Here is a 14,949-nt window from a genome sequence, read left to right as displayed (position 1 = left end):
AAGAAGTGATCTGACATGGCCGCCTCCTTGCAAAACGCCAACTCCAACGACATCACCAGCGTGATCTCCACGCTCGGTCAGCGCGCCGGCAGCCGTGAGGGCGGACCCAAGACAGAAGGTCTGACAGGGCCGAGGCGCGCCGCGATCCTGATGCTGGCGCTCGGCGAGCAATATGGCGGCAAGATCTGGAGCCTGCTCGACGACGACGAGGTCCGCCAGCTCTCGCTGGAGATGTCGACGCTCGGCACCGTCGAGGTCGACACCGTCGAGGACATGCTGCTCGAATTCGTCTCGCGCATGTCGGCCTCGGGCGCGCTGATGGGCAATTTCGACGCCACCGAGCGGCTGCTCCAGCAATACCTGCCGCCGGAACGCGTCAACGGCATCATGGACGAGATCCGCGGTCCCGCCGGGCGCAACATGTGGGAGAAGCTCTCCAACGTGCAGGAAGAGGTTCTCGCCAACTATCTCAAGAACGAATACCCGCAGACCATCGCCGTGGTGCTGTCGAAGCTGAAGCCGGAGCACGCCGCGCGCGTGCTCGGCATCCTGCCCGAGGAGCTCGCGCTCGACGTCGTCAACCGCATGCTGAAGATGGAGGCGGTGCAGAAGGAGGTGATCGAGAGTGTCGAGAAGACGCTGCGCACCGAATTCATGTCCAACCTGTCGCAGACCCGCCGCCGCGACGCCCACGAGGTCATGGCGGAGATCTTCAACAATTTCGACCGCCAGACCGAAACCCGCTTCATCACCTCTCTGGAAGAGGACAACCGCGAATCCGCCGAGCGCATCAAGGCGCTGATGTTCACCTTCGACGACCTGGTGAAGCTCGATTCCGGCTCCGCCCAGACCTTGATGCGCAACGTCGACAAGGACAAGCTCGGCGTCGCGCTCAAGAGCGCCAACGAGGACGTCCGCAACTTCTTCTTCGGCAACATGTCCTCGCGCGCGGCCAAGATGCTCCAGGACGACATGGCGGCGATGGGCCCCGTGCGCCTGCGCGACGTCGACGAAGCCCAGGCGCTGCTGGTCAATCTCGCCAAGGACCTCGCCGCCAAGGGTGAGATCATGCTGACCAAGAACCGCGCCGACGACGAGCTGGTGTACTGATGGCCGCTCCGGCAAAATTCCTGTTCGATACCGACTTCGCGGCGCCCGAGCGCGCGACGCGCGAGAAGGCCGCGACCGCGGCAGAGATCGCGCAGAAGGTCGCGGAAGCCGAGGCCCGCGCCTATCAGGACGGCTTTGCCGCCGGCCAGCGCGAAGCCAAGGCCGAGAGCGACCGCCGCGTTGCGCTCGCCATGGAAGAGATCAACATCGCGATTCGGGGCGTCGCCTCCGGCATCGGCAACATCGAGACCAGGATGGAGACCGAGGCGGTCGAGGTCGCGGTCGCGGTGGCGCGCAAGCTGTGCGCCGACCTTGTCGCCGCCGAGCCGCTCGGCGAGGTCATCGCGCTGGTCAAGGACTGCTTCTCGCATCTGGTCGCGACGCCGCATCTCGTCGTCCGCATCAACGATTCGCTCTACGACAGCGCGCGCGAGAAGATCGAGCGGCTCGCCAAGCAGAGCGGCTTCGAGGGCCGGCTGGTGATCCTGGCCGAGCCGGAAATTGCCACCGGCGACTGCCGGATCGAATGGGCCGATGGCGGCGTCGTGCTGGAGCGCGGCGCCATCGCGGCCAAGATCGACGAAATGGTCGGACGCTATATCGCGTCTCGCAGGGGGAGCTAAACCATGAGCGACACCGACGGACAGGTTCCGCTGCCCGATCTCAACGGCCCGATGCCGCCTGCCGGCACCGACGTCGGCTACAACGAGGACGAATATGCGGCGCGTGCCGCCGCCGACCTCGAGGCGGTGTTCGACGTGCCGGTGCAGGTCTCGGCCGTGCTCGGCCGCTCCAAGATGGACGTCGGCGAGCTCCTGAAGCTCGGACCGGGCACCGTGCTCGAGCTCGACCGGCGCGTCGGCGAGGCCATCGACATCTACGTCAACAACAAGCTGGTCGCCCGCGGCGAGGTCGTCCTGGTCGAGGACAAGCTCGGCGTGACCATGACGGAAATCATCAAGGCCGAACGCGGCTGACAAAGGACATGACGCGCGACGGCGCGAGCAGACGGATAGGAGACTGACATGCGGCTTCTCATCGTTGGCACATTGAAGGGCCAGCTCACCACCGCCACCAAGATCGCGATGGAGAACGGCGCCACCGTGACCCATGCCGAGGATCACGAGCAGGCGATGCGCGTGCTGCGCGGGGGCAAGGGCGCCGACCTCCTGCTGGTCGACGTCGCGCTCGACATCCGCGACCTCGTGCTGCGGCTGGAAGCCGAGCACATCCACGCCCCGATCGTCGCCTGCGGCATCACCAACGACGCCCGCGCCGCGGTCGCCGCGATCCATGCCGGGGCCAAGGAATACATCCCGCTGCCGCCGGATCCGGAGCTGATCGCCGCGGTGCTGGCTGCTGTCGCCAACGATTCCCGCGAGCTGGTCTACCGTGACGATGCGATGGCAAAGGTGATCAAGCTCGCCCAGCAGATCGCCGGCTCGGACGCCTCGGTGATGATCACCGGCGAATCCGGCACGGGCAAGGAAGTGCTGGCCCGCTACGTCCACTCCCGCTCGGCCCGCGCCAAGCGCCCGTTCATCTCGATCAACTGCGCCGCCATCCCGGAGCACCTGCTGGAATCCGAGCTGTTCGGCCACGAGAAGGGCGCCTTCACCGGCGCGGTCGCCCGCCGCATCGGCAAGTTCGAGGAGGCGACCGGCGGCACGCTGCTGCTCGACGAAATCTCGGAGATGGACGTCCGCCTGCAATCGAAACTGCTGCGCGCCATCCAGGAGCGTGTGATCGATCGCGTCGGCGGCACCAAGCCGGTTCCGGTCGACATCCGCATCATCGCGACCTCGAACCGCAATCTCGCCGAGGCCGTGCGAGAGGGCACGTTCCGCGAGGACTTGCTGTTCCGCCTCAACGTCGTGAATTTGAAGATCCCGCCGCTGCGCGAGCGTCCCGCCGACATCCTCGAGCTCGCCCAGCACTTCGTGAAGAAATATGCCGAGGCCAACGGCGTGCCGCTGCGTCCGCTCTCGGCCGAGGCGCGCCGCGTGCTCTCCGCCAACCGCTGGCAGGGCAACGTCCGCGAGCTCGAAAACACCATGCACCGCGCGGTGCTGATGGCCCAGGGCGACGAGATCGGGCCCGACGCCATCATCACCCCGGACGGCGACCGCCTCGACCTCGCCAAGACCGCACCTGCCGTGGCACACGCGACCATGGCCGCCGAGCAGGTGACGCGCGCGCTGGTGGGGCGCACCGTCGCCGACGTCGAACGCGACCTGATCCTGGAGACGCTGAAGCACTGCCTCGGCAACCGCACCCATGCCGCCAACATCCTCGGCATCTCGATCCGCACGCTGCGCAACAAGCTCAACGAATATGCCGACGGCGGCATCCCAATCCCGCCCGCAGGCACGCCCGGGGAATATCCGCGGATGCCGATGATGGGGGCGTAGGCGCCCGCGACCATCGAGCGGACGCGAATGCCCGGGCCAAGTCCGGGCATTTTCGTTTGGCGCAGGCCGCCACCCCGTCATTGCGAGCGCAGCGAAGCAATCCAGAATCCTTTGGCGGCGACAGACTGGATTGCTTCGCTGCGCTCGCAATGACGAACCTCAAGAGCGTCCTTCGCATGACCGAACCGCGCCACGTGACTATGCCATCCGCGCGGCACGCCCTATAACCCCGCCCGAAAACCACGCGAGGGACCACATGTCTGAAGCTCAAATCACGGGTTGGCTGGCGTCGCAGAAGCAGGCGATGATCGACCTGCTCCGCGACATCGTGAACATCGATTCCGGCTCCTACGACAAGGAGGGCGTCGATGCGGTCGGTGCGCGGTTCGAGCGGCATTTTGCCGAGCACGGCATTCCGTTCCGGCGCGAGGCCAACGCCACCTTCGGCGACGCGATCCATGCCGAGGTGGCAAAGCCCGGCAGCAACGAGAAGCCGGTGCTGTTGATGGGGCACCGCGACACCGTGTTCGGCAAGGGCGAGGCCGCGCGGCGTCCCTTCACGATCCGGGATGGCCGCGCCTATGGGCCCGGTGTCGCCGACATGAAGTCGGGCCTCGTCATGAATGTGTTCGTGGCCGCCGCCTTCCACAAGTTCGGCGGCGCACCGCACCCGATTAAGGTGCTCATCACCTCCGACGAGGAGATCGGCTCGCCCTCCTCGCGCCCGGTGATCGAGCGCGAGGGACGCGCGGCCCGCGCGGTGTTCAATTCCGAGCCGGGCCGGCCCGCGGGCAACGTCGTCACCGGGCGCAAGGGCGGCATCTTCATGCACATGGCCATCACCGGCAAGGCCGCGCATTCCGGCGCCAACTTCGCCGCCGGCGTCAGCGCCATTGGCGAGCTCGCGCACAAGATCGTCCAGATCCACGCGCTCACCGACCTCGACAAGGGCATCACGCTCAATGTGGGCCTCGTCTCGGGTGGGCAGTCCGTCAATACGACGGCGCCTTACGCGGAAGGGCAGATCGACCTGCGCTATGTCGATCCGGCCGATCGCGCGCGGATCATGGGTGCGATCGAGAAGATCGTCGCGACGCCTTACGTGCCCGGCACCAGCGCGACGCTGTCGATCAAGGGCGAGTTCGTGCCGGTGGTGCAGAGCGCGGACTCGAAGGCGCTGTTCGAAAACTATCAGGCGGCCGCAAGGCAGGTGGGCCTCACCACGCTGCAGGGCGAGTTCTCCGGCGGCTGCGCCGATTCCGGCTTCACCGCCGCGGTCGGCACGCCGACCATTTGCGGTCTCGGTCCGGTCGGCGGGCTCGCGCACACGCCGGAGGAATATTTGGAGATCGACAGCATCGTGCCGCGCGCGCAGGCGCTGGCGCTGGCGATTCTGCGGGGGTGAACGGAGGTGCGTAGGGTGGGCAAAGCGAAGCGTGCCCACCGTTCCGGTTGCTGCCTTGGAGAGATGGTGGGCACGGCGCAAGGGTTGCCCACCCTACGAGACCGACCAAGTTCTACGAATAGCTCGGCGCATCCGGCTTGCGGAAGATGTGGATGGGATCGCCCGGCACGATCGGAGAGCCAGAGAACATCGCGTAGGCGTAGAGCGCGAGATAGGCGATCGCGAGCGCACCGACGGCGTAGAAGATCAAGGTAGCCACGCGCTTCATCGTTCCGCTCCATGCGTCCGGCGGGACAGCTCGGGGCGCTTCTAGAGCGACGAGGCGGAAAAGGCCAGCCTTGCGCGAGGCTCGCCGACGGCGATCAAATGCCGCGCCGGCCGCGCGCGGGAAGGCTGACATCGGCCAGCCGGGCCGCGTCTTCGTCCTGGTCGACCGCCACGTACTGGCCATGCCAGTAGGCCAGCGCGGCGGTGCGGGTCGAGCTCCTGATGTCCCGGACACGGCCGATGACGATGCCGTGCGAGTGCCGCTCGACGATCTCCTCGACTTCGCAATCGAAGGCCGAGAGCGCGCCGACCAGCAGCGGGACACCAGAGACTGCCGTCACCCACTGGCTGCCTGCAAAGCGATCCGCACCCTTCAGCCCGCCCTTGCCGGCAAAGCGTTCGGCAATGTCGAGTTGGTCGGCATTGAGGATATTCACGCCGAAAGCGCCAATGCGGCGGATCAGCGGAAACGACGAGGCGTCGCGGTTGATGCTGACCAGCAGCGTCGGCGGCTCGACCGACAGCGAGGTGACCGAGGTCACCGTCATGCCGGAGATGTCCTTGCCCCGCCCGGCCGTGATGACGCTGACGCCGCCGGTAAGGTGGCGCATGGCGCCGCGGAAATCGGCGGACGAGACGGGAATTTCGGTCATGAGCTCGCGGGGCACTACATTCATGGCGCTACTCCCCGCAAGCGGGGTTCCCTCTATTTAGGTACGATCGTCCGCCGACAACAGGTGGCTCAGGATCGAGCCTTCGAGCCCGGCAAGCTCGGCCGAGCCGCGCTGGCGCGGCCGGGCGGCGTTAACCGTGACGTCATGGGCGATGCGGCCCTCCTCGATGACGAGCACGCGGTCGGCCAGCGCCACGGCTTCCGAGACATCGTGGGTCACCAGGATCGCGGTAAAGCCCTGATCGCGCCAGACCCGCTCCAAGAGGCGCTGCATTGAGATACGGGTCAGCGCATCCAGCGCGCCGAGCGGCTCGTCGAAGGCGAGCACGCGCGGGCGCGAGACCAGCGCACGGCCGAGCGCGACGCGCTGCTTCTGGCCCCCTGAGAGCACCGAGGGCCATTGATCGCGCTTGTCGGCGAGGCCGACCTCGATCAGCGCCTTCTCGGCGCGGGCATGCGCATCGCTTGAGGCACGATCGCGGCCGAGGCCGACCTCGACATTGGCGAGCACGCGGGCCCAAGGCAGCAGCCGCGGCTCCTGGAACATCACGCGGATGTCCTCGGGCTGAATATCCTGCCCGAAGCTGATGCTGCCGGCATCGATCTTGTCGAGGCCGGCGATCAGGCGCAGCAAGGTGCTCTTGCCGCAGCCGCTCTTGCCGACGATCGCAACGAACTGCCCGGCGGGAATGTGCAGGTCGATGCCGCGCAGCACCTCGTTGTTACCGAAGGATTTGCGCAAGCCGCGGATGCTGAGCGGCAGGCCGCTGGCCTGAACTCGGTGTTCTTTTTGCCGCTCCTCGCGCACCACGCGGGCGTGTGGGGCGAAAGCGGCGCGGCCGGCGAGCTCGGTCTCGGGAAGAGAGGTACGAAGCGCTGTCTGCATGTGATTCCCAGTATTTTGCTCAACGTTTCTGGAAGGCGGGGTGCCAGGAGAGCGTCAGACGCTCCAGCACGCGGGAGGCGCTGTCGGCGAGCTTGCCGAGCAGGGCGTAGATCAGGATCGAGAGCACGACGACGTCGATCAGCATGAACTCGCGCGCTTGCATCGCCATGTAGCCGAGGCCGGAAGAGGCCGCGATGGTCTCGGCGACGATCAGCGTCAGCCACATGATGCCGAGCGCAAAGCGGATGCCGACGAAGATCGAAGGCAGCGCGCCCGGGAAGATGACGCGGCGGAACAGTTCGCCATCGGTCATGCCGTAGATGCGGCCCATCTCGATCAGCTGCGGATCGACGGTGCGGATGCCGTGCAGCGTGTTGAGATAGATCGGGAAGAACACCCCGAGCGCCACCAGGAAGAGCTTTGCGCTTTCGTCGATGCCGAACCAGAGGATGACCAGCGGGATCAGCGCCAGATGCGGCACGTTGCGCACCATCTGCAGGGTGGTATCGGTGAGCCTGGCCGAGAGCTGCGACAGGCCGTTGGCGAGGCCGAAGGCGAAGCCGATGCTGCCGCCGATCAAAAAGCCGACCGAGGCGCGCCAGAACGACACCCAGATGTTGCGGACGAGCTCACCGGAGACCAGCAGCTTCCAGCCCGCGAGCACGACGTCGCTCGGGGCCGGCAGCACCCGCGTCGGCACGAAGCCGGTGACGCTCGCGACCTGCCAGACCGCGATGATGGCGAGCGGCACGATCCACTGGATCAGGCCGTCGGCCCGCGGCAGGCGGATGCTGCGCGGAAGCGAAATGCTGTCGATCAGGCTCATGACTGCGACACCCGGTGCTGCGGACGGAAATCGCTGCCGACGGTCTCGCCGAACGGACCGCCGTTGAAATGCAGCTTCGTCACGTTGCTCGGCTGCTCCAGCGCGAGCAGCGGGAACACCAGCTCGGCGAAGCGATAGGCTTCCTCCAGATGCGGATAGCCCGACATGATGAAGGTATCGATGCCGAGATCCTGATACTCCTTGATGCGGGCCGCAACCGTCTGGGCGTCGCCGACCAGAGCCGTGCCGGCGCCGCCGCGGACGAGGCCGACGCCGGCCCACAGGTTCGGCGCGATCTCGAGCTTGTCGCGCTTGCCGCCGTGGAGCTGCGCCATGCGGTGCTGACCGACCGAGTCCATACGGGCAAAGTTCTTCTGCGCCAGCGCGATGGTGTCGTCGCTGACATGCCTGATCAGCTCGTTCGCGGCGTGCCAGGCTTCTTCGTTGGTCTCGCGGACAATGACGTGTAGACGGATGCCGAAGGAGAGTTTGCGGCCACGAGCGGCGGCAACCTCCCTCACCTTCGCGATCTTCTCGGCGACCAGCGCCGGCGGCTCGCCCCAGGTGAGATATTTGTCCACGGTGTCCGCCGCGACGTCGATGCCGGCATCGGAGGAACCGCCGAAATAGAGCGGGGGCCGCGGCGACTGCACGGGGGGAAACAGCAGCTTGCCGCCCTCGATGCGGATGTGCTTGCCCTCGGCGTTCACCGTCTTGCCGGCGAGCAGGTCGCTGTAGACGTTGAGGAACTCGCGGGTGACCTCGTAGCGCTCGTCGTGGCCGAGGAAGATGCCGTCGCCCTTGTTCTCGACGGGATCGCCACCGGTGACGACGTTGACGAGGAGCCGGCCGTTCGAGACGCGATCGAGCGTCGCGGTCATGCGCGCGGCGACGCTCGGCGATTGCAGGCCGGGCCGAACGGCGACGAGATAGCGCAGCCGCTCGGTGAACGGCGCGACCGAGGACGCAACGATCCAGGAATCCTCGCAGGATCGCCCGGTCGGCAACAGCACGCCGAAATAGCCGAGCTGATCGGCGGCCTGCGCGACCTGGCGCAGATAGTTGAAATTGACCTCGCGGCCGCCGATGCCGGTGCCGAGATAGCGGCCGTCGCCGTGGGTCGGCAGGAACCAGAGGATGTTGGCGTTTGATTGCTTGCTCATGAGTGTGCTCACGTTCCCGGCTTCCGCGCCACGTCGGAAATCTTGATGGATTTGGGGATCAGGCCGAGCGCGAAGAACGCGTCGGCCACCTGCTGCTGGTCGGCGATGACGGCATCGGTGATCGGCTTGATGCCGTAGGACTGGCGCTTCAGGGCCACCTCGACCACGGGGACCGGGAGACCGATCGAGGGAGCCAGCTGCTCGGCTACGGCGCGGATGTCGCCCTTGGCCCAATCATCGACCGCGCTGAGTTCGGCGAGCACGGCATCGACGATCTTCGGGTTGGCTTCGAGGAATTTCTTGGAGGCGAAGTAGAACTGGTAGTTGGCCACGATGCCGCTGCCATCGGCCAGCGTGCGTGCGCCGGTGGCCGCTTCCGCCGCGGCCTGGAACGGATCCCAGATCACCCAGGCATCGACTGCGCCGCGTTCGAAGGCGGCCCGCGCGTCGGCTGGTGCCAGGAACACGGTCTCGATCTCCGAGTATTTGACGCCGGCTTTCTCAAGCGCCTTGACGAGGAGATAGTGGACGTTGGAGCCCTTGTTGAGCGCGACCTTCTTGCCCTTGAGGTCGGCAACGGATTTCAGCGGACTTTCCTTCGGGACCAGGATCGCCTCGCCCTTCGGCGCCGGCGGCTCGTAGGCCACATACTGGATCGGCGCGCCGGCGGCCTGCGCGAAGATCGGCGGAGCTTCGCCGGTGTTGCCGAAATCGATCGCGCCGACGTTAAGCGCTTCGAGCAGCGGCGGACCGGACGGAAATTCGGTCCACACCACCTTGTAGCCGTCAGCGGCGAGCTTCGGCTCCAGCGTGCCCTTGCTCTTGAGCAGCACCAGCTTGCCGTACTTCTGGTAGCCGATGCGGACCACCTTATCCTGACCGTAGGAGGTGCCGACCGCGGCCGCGACGATGCCGATCGACAGCACGATGGCTGCGATCACGCGTTGAACGATGCGCTTCATGTTCAGACCTTTTTGAACGGGAAGAGTTGTCGGCACGGTCAGGCTGCCGGGTTGCGCCAGACGATGTCGCGAATATGAATCGGCTTCGGGATCAGGCCGAGCTTGTAGAAGCGGTCGGCGACGCCCTGCTGGGTCGCAACGATCTCGTCGGTGACGGGGCCGACCACGAAGTTCGCGCGATTGGCGGCGACGGTCTGGATATCCAAGGGAACGCCGGTAATCGCGGCGAGCGATCTGGCGACCTCGTCGCGGTGCTGCTCGGCCCATTGGCCTGCCGCGGTCGTCACGTCGACGATCTGCTGCAGGATCGCCCCATGGTTCTTCGCGAACTCGCGGTTGGCGATGTAGAAGGAATTGGTCTTGGTGACCTCGCGCGCATTGATCAGGATGCGGCCGTTCTGCTTGGTCTCGCCGATCGCGAAATACGGATCCCAGATCGCCCAGGCCTCGATGCTGCCATTGGCGAAGGCGGGGCCGGCATCCGGCGGCGTCAGGTAGACCGGGGTGATGTCGGCATAGGTGAGGCCGGCCTTCTCCAGCGTCTGCACCACGACGTTGTGGGCGCTGGAGCCCTTGGTGAAGCCGATGCGCTTGCCCTTGAGATCGGCGATGTCGCGGATTGGCGAATCCTTGGGCACCAGGATGCCCTGGCCGTTGGTGATGGGCTGGCCGGCGGCGTAGACGATCGCCGCGCCCGCGGCCTGGGCAAACACTGGCGGGGAATCACCCACCGCGCCGAAATCGACGCTGCCGACGTTCATCGCCTCCATCATCGGCGGCCCCGAGGAGAACTCGATCCACTTCACCTCGATGCCTGAGGCTGCGAAATGTCTTTCCAGGGCAGCCTGCTGGCGCGCGATGACCAGCACGCCGGTCTTCTGGTAGCCGATACGAATTTCCTTCACCGCGCCTTGCGCGATCGCATGCGATGCGAACGCAGCGGCGGCCGCAGTTCCAACCGAAAGTTTCAGAAAGTCCCGACGCTGCATTCCACACTCCCGGCCGCATGTGGCCGTCATCATTCACGTATGCCGAATGATGGTGCGCGTCATCGGAAGTGTCGAGACGTCCGGGAAAATAGCGATGCGAGCACTGCGCTGCATGCCGCGCGCGTGATTAATCTTTCAAGCGGGGAAGCGAATGAGGATGGAATTTTTCTGCACGCGAATGTGAGAGCTCCACGGATTTGGTCGAGCGGTCTTTGGCGCGAAACATAAAACGCGAAAACAACCCCATGCACAGTAGACGAGACGTGCAAGATCAACGACTTACGAATTATCCGAAATTTGTTTGACCTGTCGGGCAAAACAGCGGCAGAATGGCACGATTGCAGCCTTGGGGGAGAGGCTCCTTACCGGCCTATTGCTCCCACCTCACCGGCAGATTCTGCAGCCCGCGGAAGGCCCAGCCGCCGATCCGCACCTCTTCGTCCTCGGCGAGCTCGATGCGCGAGGCCCGCGCGAACAATGTCGGCAGCGCGACGTCGGCGATCATGGCGCGCGAGGCGAAGGCGCCGGCGCAGAAATGCGGGCCCGCGCCGAAGGCGACGCTCTTGGAGGTGTCGCGCCGCACGTTGAACTGGTCCGCGCGCTCGAAATGCTTCTCGTCGCGGTTGGCGGAGCCGAACATCAGGAATACGCGTTCGTCGAGCTCGAACGCCACATCGCGAATGGTCCAGGGTTTTGCGATGCGGCGCGGCGACATGCCGATCGGCGAGATCCAGCGGGCATATTCCTCGAAAGCCTGCAGCCAGGACACCTCGCCGCGCAGGACCAGATCGAGCTGGTCGGGATGGGTCAGCAGCGCCCAGACCGTGCCGGCGATCGCCTTGCGCGGCTCGTTCTGGCCGCCGGAGATGGCAAGCTTGACGTTGGCGCGCACGCTCTCCATCGGCATGTCCGAGGCGAGCAGCACGCCCAAAATGCTCTGGTCGGGATGCTTGCGCATCACCGGCAGGACGTCGTCGATCGCGGCGTCGATGCCCGCGGTTGCTGCATGACAGCGCGCCTCGACCTCAGGGTCGCCGGCATAATTGGCGATGCCTTCGATCATGCCTTGCGACCACGCGTCCATGTCCTGAAAGCCGATATTGGTAAGGCCGGTGATCGACTTCAGGCATTCGCCGGAGAACGGCAGCGCGAAGTCGCGCATGAGATCGATCCGGCCCGGTTCGAGTGAAGCGATGATGCGATCCGCATGGGCCTGGAACTGTGCGGTCCAGTAGCCCTTCACCGTCTTCGGTGAGACCGTCGGAAACATCGCCCGGCGCTCGACGAGATGCGCCTCGCCATCCTTGCGCATCATGTTGTGGCCCATCAGCCGGTTCATCAGGCCGGCGGGCTGGTGCGAGGAGAACACGTCGATCTGCTTCTCCGAGATCGAGATGTCGTCGCGGCTCGTCAGCAGCGTCGAGCCGAGCTGCGGCACGAAGGCGATCGGCGCCTCCTTCCGCATCTTGGCGAGCATCGGATAGGGGTCGGCCCAGAAGGCAGCCGGGTCGATCTCGATGCGCGGCGCGGTGCTCAAGCTTCGCTCCCTTGTCGTCTCCTCGATGCCGAGGCTAGCGCCTTTCAGTTGCCGCCGTCTGTCCCCATGGATTGGGACAGGCGGGCCAAAAGCTGCCTTTGTCTGCTTTCAACTCAGATGGCAGCTCCGGCCAGCAAGAAAGCGCCGCCAAGCGCGACCATCACAAGTCCAGGCCAGTTCGATTTGACGCCGAAACCGCTACCGGGCCTTTCAGGCTCCAGCGTGTCACGTCCGGAGCGAAGCCACTTCCCACCACTGAATCGACCTCGCCAAATGGGCTGAAACGCCATTTGGAGTACGCCGCCGAAAACAAGGAGCACTCCAAGCCATATGAGGATCATGCTCGCCTCCTCTACCCGCGAACGCCGATAGGTTGATGCGCCGAGAACCGTGGTCCATTCAGCGCTGCCCCCGGCTTACGGGATCAGACCGACCTTGAAAGCCGCCGGGACAACCTCTGACCTGTCAAATAGTTGATATATGGACATGATTTCTGCTAGCCGTCCATCCGGGCCGGCTTGGGAAATAGTAGCAATTGGTTCCGCCGAAGCGGATTGGTATCAAGGGCCTTGGGCGGGCGAAGCACGAAGGCTGCTGCAGAAATGCACGCCGCGCGTCTGAAAGATCGGTCGAATCTGATGGGTCCAGCGCAGCAATGACGGGCATCGATTTCGAGCAGATCGTGGACCGCATCCACGAGGCAGCGACCGTTCCGGAGCTCTGGCCGGACGTCCTGGAGAACATCGCTCATGCCGCGGGCGCGCATGGCATGGTCATGATCACCTCGGACTCCGATCAATGGTCCGGTGTCTGGAATGGTGTCGTGACGTCGCCGTCGATCCGCGAGGCTTTCTCGGCGTTCCTGCGTGGCGACCTCTCCAGCCGGACGGAGACGACCCCGCGACTCCTGGCGCTTGATCACCCCGGCTTCGTCGGCGAACACGAGGCATTTTCGCCGGAGGAATGGGAGCGCGATCCCTATCGGGTGGAATGGAACAAGAAGTGGGGCTTCGAACACGCCTGCGCGACGGCGGTCCGCAGCCCGTCCGGTGAGATCATCGTCTTCCACATGGAAAGACTGGCCGGCCGCCCCGCCTTTTCGCGGCAGGATCTCGATTTTCTCGACCGCTTTCGCCCCCATCTCGCGCGGGCGGCTTTGCTGTCGACACGCTGGCGCCTCACCCGGATGCGGGCGGCAACCGAGGCGCTGTCGCTGGTCGGCTTGCCGGCCCTCGCGATCACGCGCTCCGGGCGGGTTCTGACCGCCAACGCCTTGATCGAAGCCATGACTGACCTTCTGCAATGGTTGCCGAAGGACCGGATCGCGATCAAGGACCGGGCGGCCGACACCCTGCTGCGCGCCGGCCTCACCCAACTCGATGTGCCGGACAAGGCCGTGTGCTCCTTCGCCGCGCGTCGCGCCAGCGATCTCGATCGGGTGGTGCTTCATCTCGTGTCGATGCCTGGCGAAGCCCGCGATCTCTTCGATGGGGCGGTTGGCCTCCTCATCGCAACGCCGGTCGCCGCCTCGCAGGCACCGAGCCTTGCCCTCATTCGTGGCCTGTTCGATCTCACCCCGAGCGAGGCGCGCGTTGCGCGCGGAATTGCGCAAGGACAGACGATCGGCGACATCGCCGCGCATCACGGGCTCAGCCGCGAAACCATCCGCACGCAGGTCAAGGCCGTCCTCGCCAAGACGGGAACGCGGAACCAGAAGAGCGCAGCCGCCCTCTTCGGCGCGATCCCCAAATTACCGCTGAGAGATTGACGCCGGACTTGTCCGGTGGCGTGCGTCGGCAGGGACAAGCTTCGCTTCACCCAAATGGGTGAAGACACAGGCCGGCGCTCCGGGTTCAACTCCGCCCAAATTGGATGTCTGGCGAGAAGCGGCGGCGATGGCGGGACCGGAATTTCCGATTTTCGAAGTGACCCTGGCGCAGCGCAGGCGCAGGACATGGAGCTGGAGCGTCTGCACCATTCAAGGCGCGGTGGTGATGCAGGGCCGGGAAGCCAGTCGACCCGCAGCAAAGTACCAGGCCGAGAGAGCGCTGTTCATGCTGCTGCTCACCGCGCCCTATCGTTCCCGACTTTCCGCATAGCAAGGGGCTCCTCGAGCGCTGCAGGGTTGCCAGTGTGCGGGACAGCAAGCTAAGCGTCGGTCGGCGAGCGACCATGCGTCAGCCAATGGTCGATCTGCCAGGTCTCGTAACCGAGCAATTCGCCGAAGCGCCGTTCTCGATCATCGGACCAGGCTCCGGGCTCGTTCAGCAGCGCAAGCATGGCGTCAATCCGCCACTCGTGACCGGGCAATGTGTAGAACAGCATCCGATATTCGAGCTGCGGCGCCCCAGGACATGGCTCGATCAGCTCGCGCTTCGTCAGGCGGCCTTCAGCGACATGCCGGTCGAACATGCGCCAATACCGGATACAGATGTCCGGCTCCTGGCCGACGATATCCATGAAATATGCGAGGGGCTTGGTGCCCCGGAGCATCAGGCCGAGCTCTCTGTTGGTGTGAACCAGATAGGGCACTTGACGACGCCGTTTGGAATGCATGTCGAGCATGTTGGCGACGCAACGTTAATTTCCGCTGAGGGACCCCGCGCGAACGTCGTGAGCGAAAGGCAACGACGGCTTCCGGCTCAATCCGGACAATTGCAACGAATTTCACGGTGTGCCCTCGTGACGGTGGGCGTCATGATGGCCAAGGCGTCCAGCAA

Annotated in this window: 16 protein-coding genes; 7 read left to right on the top strand and 9 right to left on the bottom strand. The window is 65.3% G+C overall.

What is annotated here, in order from left to right:
- Positions 1 to 15: 15 nt before the first annotated feature.
- The 5 genes from fliG to I6F37_RS11870 all read left to right on the top strand — a co-directional run bounded on the left by fliG (position 16) and on the right by I6F37_RS11870 (position 4,926).
- The gene (gene fliG, locus I6F37_RS11890; RefSeq protein ID WP_035999044.1) at positions 16 to 1,110 is read left to right on the top strand and encodes a flagellar motor switch protein FliG; all 1,095 of its coding nucleotides are present in this window, start codon (positions 16 to 18) and stop codon (positions 1,108 to 1,110) included.
- Positions 1,110 to 1,733, top strand: a complete 624-nt coding sequence (locus tag I6F37_RS11885; RefSeq protein ID WP_035999041.1) for a FliH/SctL family protein — start codon at positions 1,110 to 1,112, stop codon at positions 1,731 to 1,733. Before fliG ends, I6F37_RS11885 begins: the two co-directional genes overlap by 1 nt.
- A 3-nt stretch (positions 1,734 to 1,736) precedes the next feature.
- Entirely contained in the window at positions 1,737 to 2,087 is a 351-nt protein-coding gene (gene fliN / locus I6F37_RS11880) for a flagellar motor switch protein FliN (RefSeq protein WP_035704875.1), read from the top strand.
- A 48-nt stretch (positions 2,088 to 2,135) separates the two neighbouring features.
- Positions 2,136 to 3,521, top strand: a complete 1,386-nt coding sequence (locus I6F37_RS11875) for a sigma-54-dependent Fis family transcriptional regulator (RefSeq protein ID WP_025034232.1) — start codon at positions 2,136 to 2,138, stop codon at positions 3,519 to 3,521.
- Positions 3,522 to 3,777: 256 nt separating this feature from the next.
- The gene (locus tag I6F37_RS11870) at positions 3,778 to 4,926 is read left to right on the top strand and encodes a M20 family metallopeptidase (protein WP_225151285.1); all 1,149 of its coding nucleotides are present in this window, start codon (positions 3,778 to 3,780) and stop codon (positions 4,924 to 4,926) included.
- 112 nt (positions 4,927 to 5,038) lie between these two features.
- Here the strand turns inward: I6F37_RS11870 and I6F37_RS11865 are convergent, their stop codons facing one another.
- From I6F37_RS11865 to I6F37_RS11830, 8 genes are all read right to left on the bottom strand, one after another.
- Positions 5,039 to 5,194 (bottom strand): hypothetical protein, encoded by a 156-nt coding sequence (locus tag I6F37_RS11865; RefSeq protein ID WP_192893091.1) that lies wholly within the window; start codon positions 5,192 to 5,194, stop codon positions 5,039 to 5,041.
- A gap of 94 nt (positions 5,195 to 5,288) precedes the next feature.
- Positions 5,289 to 5,870: a flavin reductase family protein gene (locus I6F37_RS11860; protein ID WP_225151284.1), complete on the bottom strand. Its 582-nt coding sequence runs from the start codon at positions 5,868 to 5,870 to the stop codon at positions 5,289 to 5,291.
- A 33-nt stretch (positions 5,871 to 5,903) separates the two neighbouring features.
- Positions 5,904 to 6,752 carry an ATP-binding cassette domain-containing protein gene (locus I6F37_RS11855; protein ID WP_225126218.1) on the bottom strand — a complete coding sequence of 283 codons (849 nt, stop codon included), beginning with the start codon at positions 6,750 to 6,752 and terminating at the stop codon, positions 5,904 to 5,906.
- Positions 6,753 to 6,771: 19 nt separating this feature from the next.
- Positions 6,772 to 7,578 (bottom strand): aliphatic sulfonate ABC transporter permease SsuC, encoded by an 807-nt coding sequence (gene ssuC / locus I6F37_RS11850; protein ID WP_035999023.1) that lies wholly within the window; start codon positions 7,576 to 7,578, stop codon positions 6,772 to 6,774.
- The gene (ssuD, locus tag I6F37_RS11845) at positions 7,575 to 8,741 is read right to left on the bottom strand and encodes an FMNH2-dependent alkanesulfonate monooxygenase (RefSeq protein ID WP_225151282.1); all 1,167 of its coding nucleotides are present in this window, start codon (positions 8,739 to 8,741) and stop codon (positions 7,575 to 7,577) included. Before ssuD ends, ssuC begins: the two co-directional genes overlap by 4 nt.
- Positions 8,742 to 8,749: 8 nt before the next feature.
- Entirely contained in the window at positions 8,750 to 9,703 is a 954-nt protein-coding gene (locus I6F37_RS11840; RefSeq protein WP_035999020.1) for a sulfonate ABC transporter substrate-binding protein, read from the bottom strand.
- Positions 9,704 to 9,741: 38 nt separating this feature from the next.
- Positions 9,742 to 10,692, bottom strand: a complete 951-nt coding sequence (locus I6F37_RS11835) for a sulfonate ABC transporter substrate-binding protein (protein ID WP_035999017.1) — start codon at positions 10,690 to 10,692, stop codon at positions 9,742 to 9,744.
- A gap of 370 nt (positions 10,693 to 11,062) precedes the next feature.
- Positions 11,063 to 12,229 carry a cytochrome P450 gene (locus I6F37_RS11830; protein WP_035999015.1) on the bottom strand — a complete coding sequence of 389 codons (1,167 nt, stop codon included), beginning with the start codon at positions 12,227 to 12,229 and terminating at the stop codon, positions 11,063 to 11,065.
- A 655-nt stretch (positions 12,230 to 12,884) separates the two neighbouring features.
- On the opposite strand from I6F37_RS11830, the gene I6F37_RS11825 reads away from it, so the two are divergent.
- Together I6F37_RS11825 and I6F37_RS11820 are read left to right on the top strand one after the other, a co-directional pair.
- Entirely contained in the window at positions 12,885 to 13,997 is a 1,113-nt protein-coding gene (locus tag I6F37_RS11825) for a helix-turn-helix transcriptional regulator (protein WP_035999013.1), read from the top strand.
- Between the two features lie 127 nt (positions 13,998 to 14,124).
- Positions 14,125 to 14,328, top strand: a complete 204-nt coding sequence (locus I6F37_RS11820; protein ID WP_050995847.1) for a hypothetical protein — start codon at positions 14,125 to 14,127, stop codon at positions 14,326 to 14,328.
- Between the two features lie 49 nt (positions 14,329 to 14,377).
- Here I6F37_RS11820 and I6F37_RS11815 read toward each other — a convergent pair whose 3' ends face one another.
- Positions 14,378 to 14,761 carry a hypothetical protein gene (locus I6F37_RS11815; RefSeq protein WP_225126226.1) on the bottom strand — a complete coding sequence of 128 codons (384 nt, stop codon included), beginning with the start codon at positions 14,759 to 14,761 and terminating at the stop codon, positions 14,378 to 14,380.
- Positions 14,762 to 14,949: the final 188 nt, after the last annotated feature.

It is taken from the genome of Bradyrhizobium sp. NBAIM08, from assembly GCF_020193935.1.
Classification (GTDB): domain Bacteria; phylum Pseudomonadota; class Alphaproteobacteria; order Rhizobiales; family Xanthobacteraceae; genus Bradyrhizobium; species Bradyrhizobium yuanmingense.
This window is presented reverse-complemented; position numbering and strand designations above follow the sequence as displayed.

Excerpts from the sequence above, each read along its gene's own strand:
- fliG (WP_035999044.1), top strand. The coding sequence starts at position 16 with ATGGCCGCCTCCTTGCAAAACGCCAACTCCAACGACATCACCAGCGTG.
- I6F37_RS11885 (WP_035999041.1), top strand. The coding sequence starts at position 1,110 with ATGGCCGCTCCGGCAAAATTCCTGTTCGATACCGACTTCGCGGCGCCC.
- fliN (WP_035704875.1), top strand. The coding sequence starts at position 1,737 with ATGAGCGACACCGACGGACAGGTTCCGCTGCCCGATCTCAACGGCCCG.
- I6F37_RS11875 (WP_025034232.1), top strand. The coding sequence starts at position 2,136 with ATGCGGCTTCTCATCGTTGGCACATTGAAGGGCCAGCTCACCACCGCC.
- I6F37_RS11870 (WP_225151285.1), top strand. The coding sequence starts at position 3,778 with ATGTCTGAAGCTCAAATCACGGGTTGGCTGGCGTCGCAGAAGCAGGCG.
- I6F37_RS11865 (WP_192893091.1), bottom strand. The coding sequence starts at position 5,194 with ATGAAGCGCGTGGCTACCTTGATCTTCTACGCCGTCGGTGCGCTCGCG.
- I6F37_RS11860 (WP_225151284.1), bottom strand. The coding sequence starts at position 5,870 with ATGAATGTAGTGCCCCGCGAGCTCATGACCGAAATTCCCGTCTCGTCC.
- I6F37_RS11855 (WP_225126218.1), bottom strand. The coding sequence starts at position 6,752 with ATGCAGACAGCGCTTCGTACCTCTCTTCCCGAGACCGAGCTCGCCGGC.
- ssuC (WP_035999023.1), bottom strand. The coding sequence starts at position 7,578 with ATGAGCCTGATCGACAGCATTTCGCTTCCGCGCAGCATCCGCCTGCCG.
- ssuD (WP_225151282.1), bottom strand. The coding sequence starts at position 8,741 with ATGAGCAAGCAATCAAACGCCAACATCCTCTGGTTCCTGCCGACCCAC.
- I6F37_RS11840 (WP_035999020.1), bottom strand. The coding sequence starts at position 9,703 with ATGAAGCGCATCGTTCAACGCGTGATCGCAGCCATCGTGCTGTCGATC.
- I6F37_RS11835 (WP_035999017.1), bottom strand. The coding sequence starts at position 10,692 with ATGCAGCGTCGGGACTTTCTGAAACTTTCGGTTGGAACTGCGGCCGCC.
- I6F37_RS11825 (WP_035999013.1), top strand. The coding sequence starts at position 12,885 with ATGACGGGCATCGATTTCGAGCAGATCGTGGACCGCATCCACGAGGCA.
- I6F37_RS11820 (WP_050995847.1), top strand. The coding sequence starts at position 14,125 with ATGGCGGGACCGGAATTTCCGATTTTCGAAGTGACCCTGGCGCAGCGC.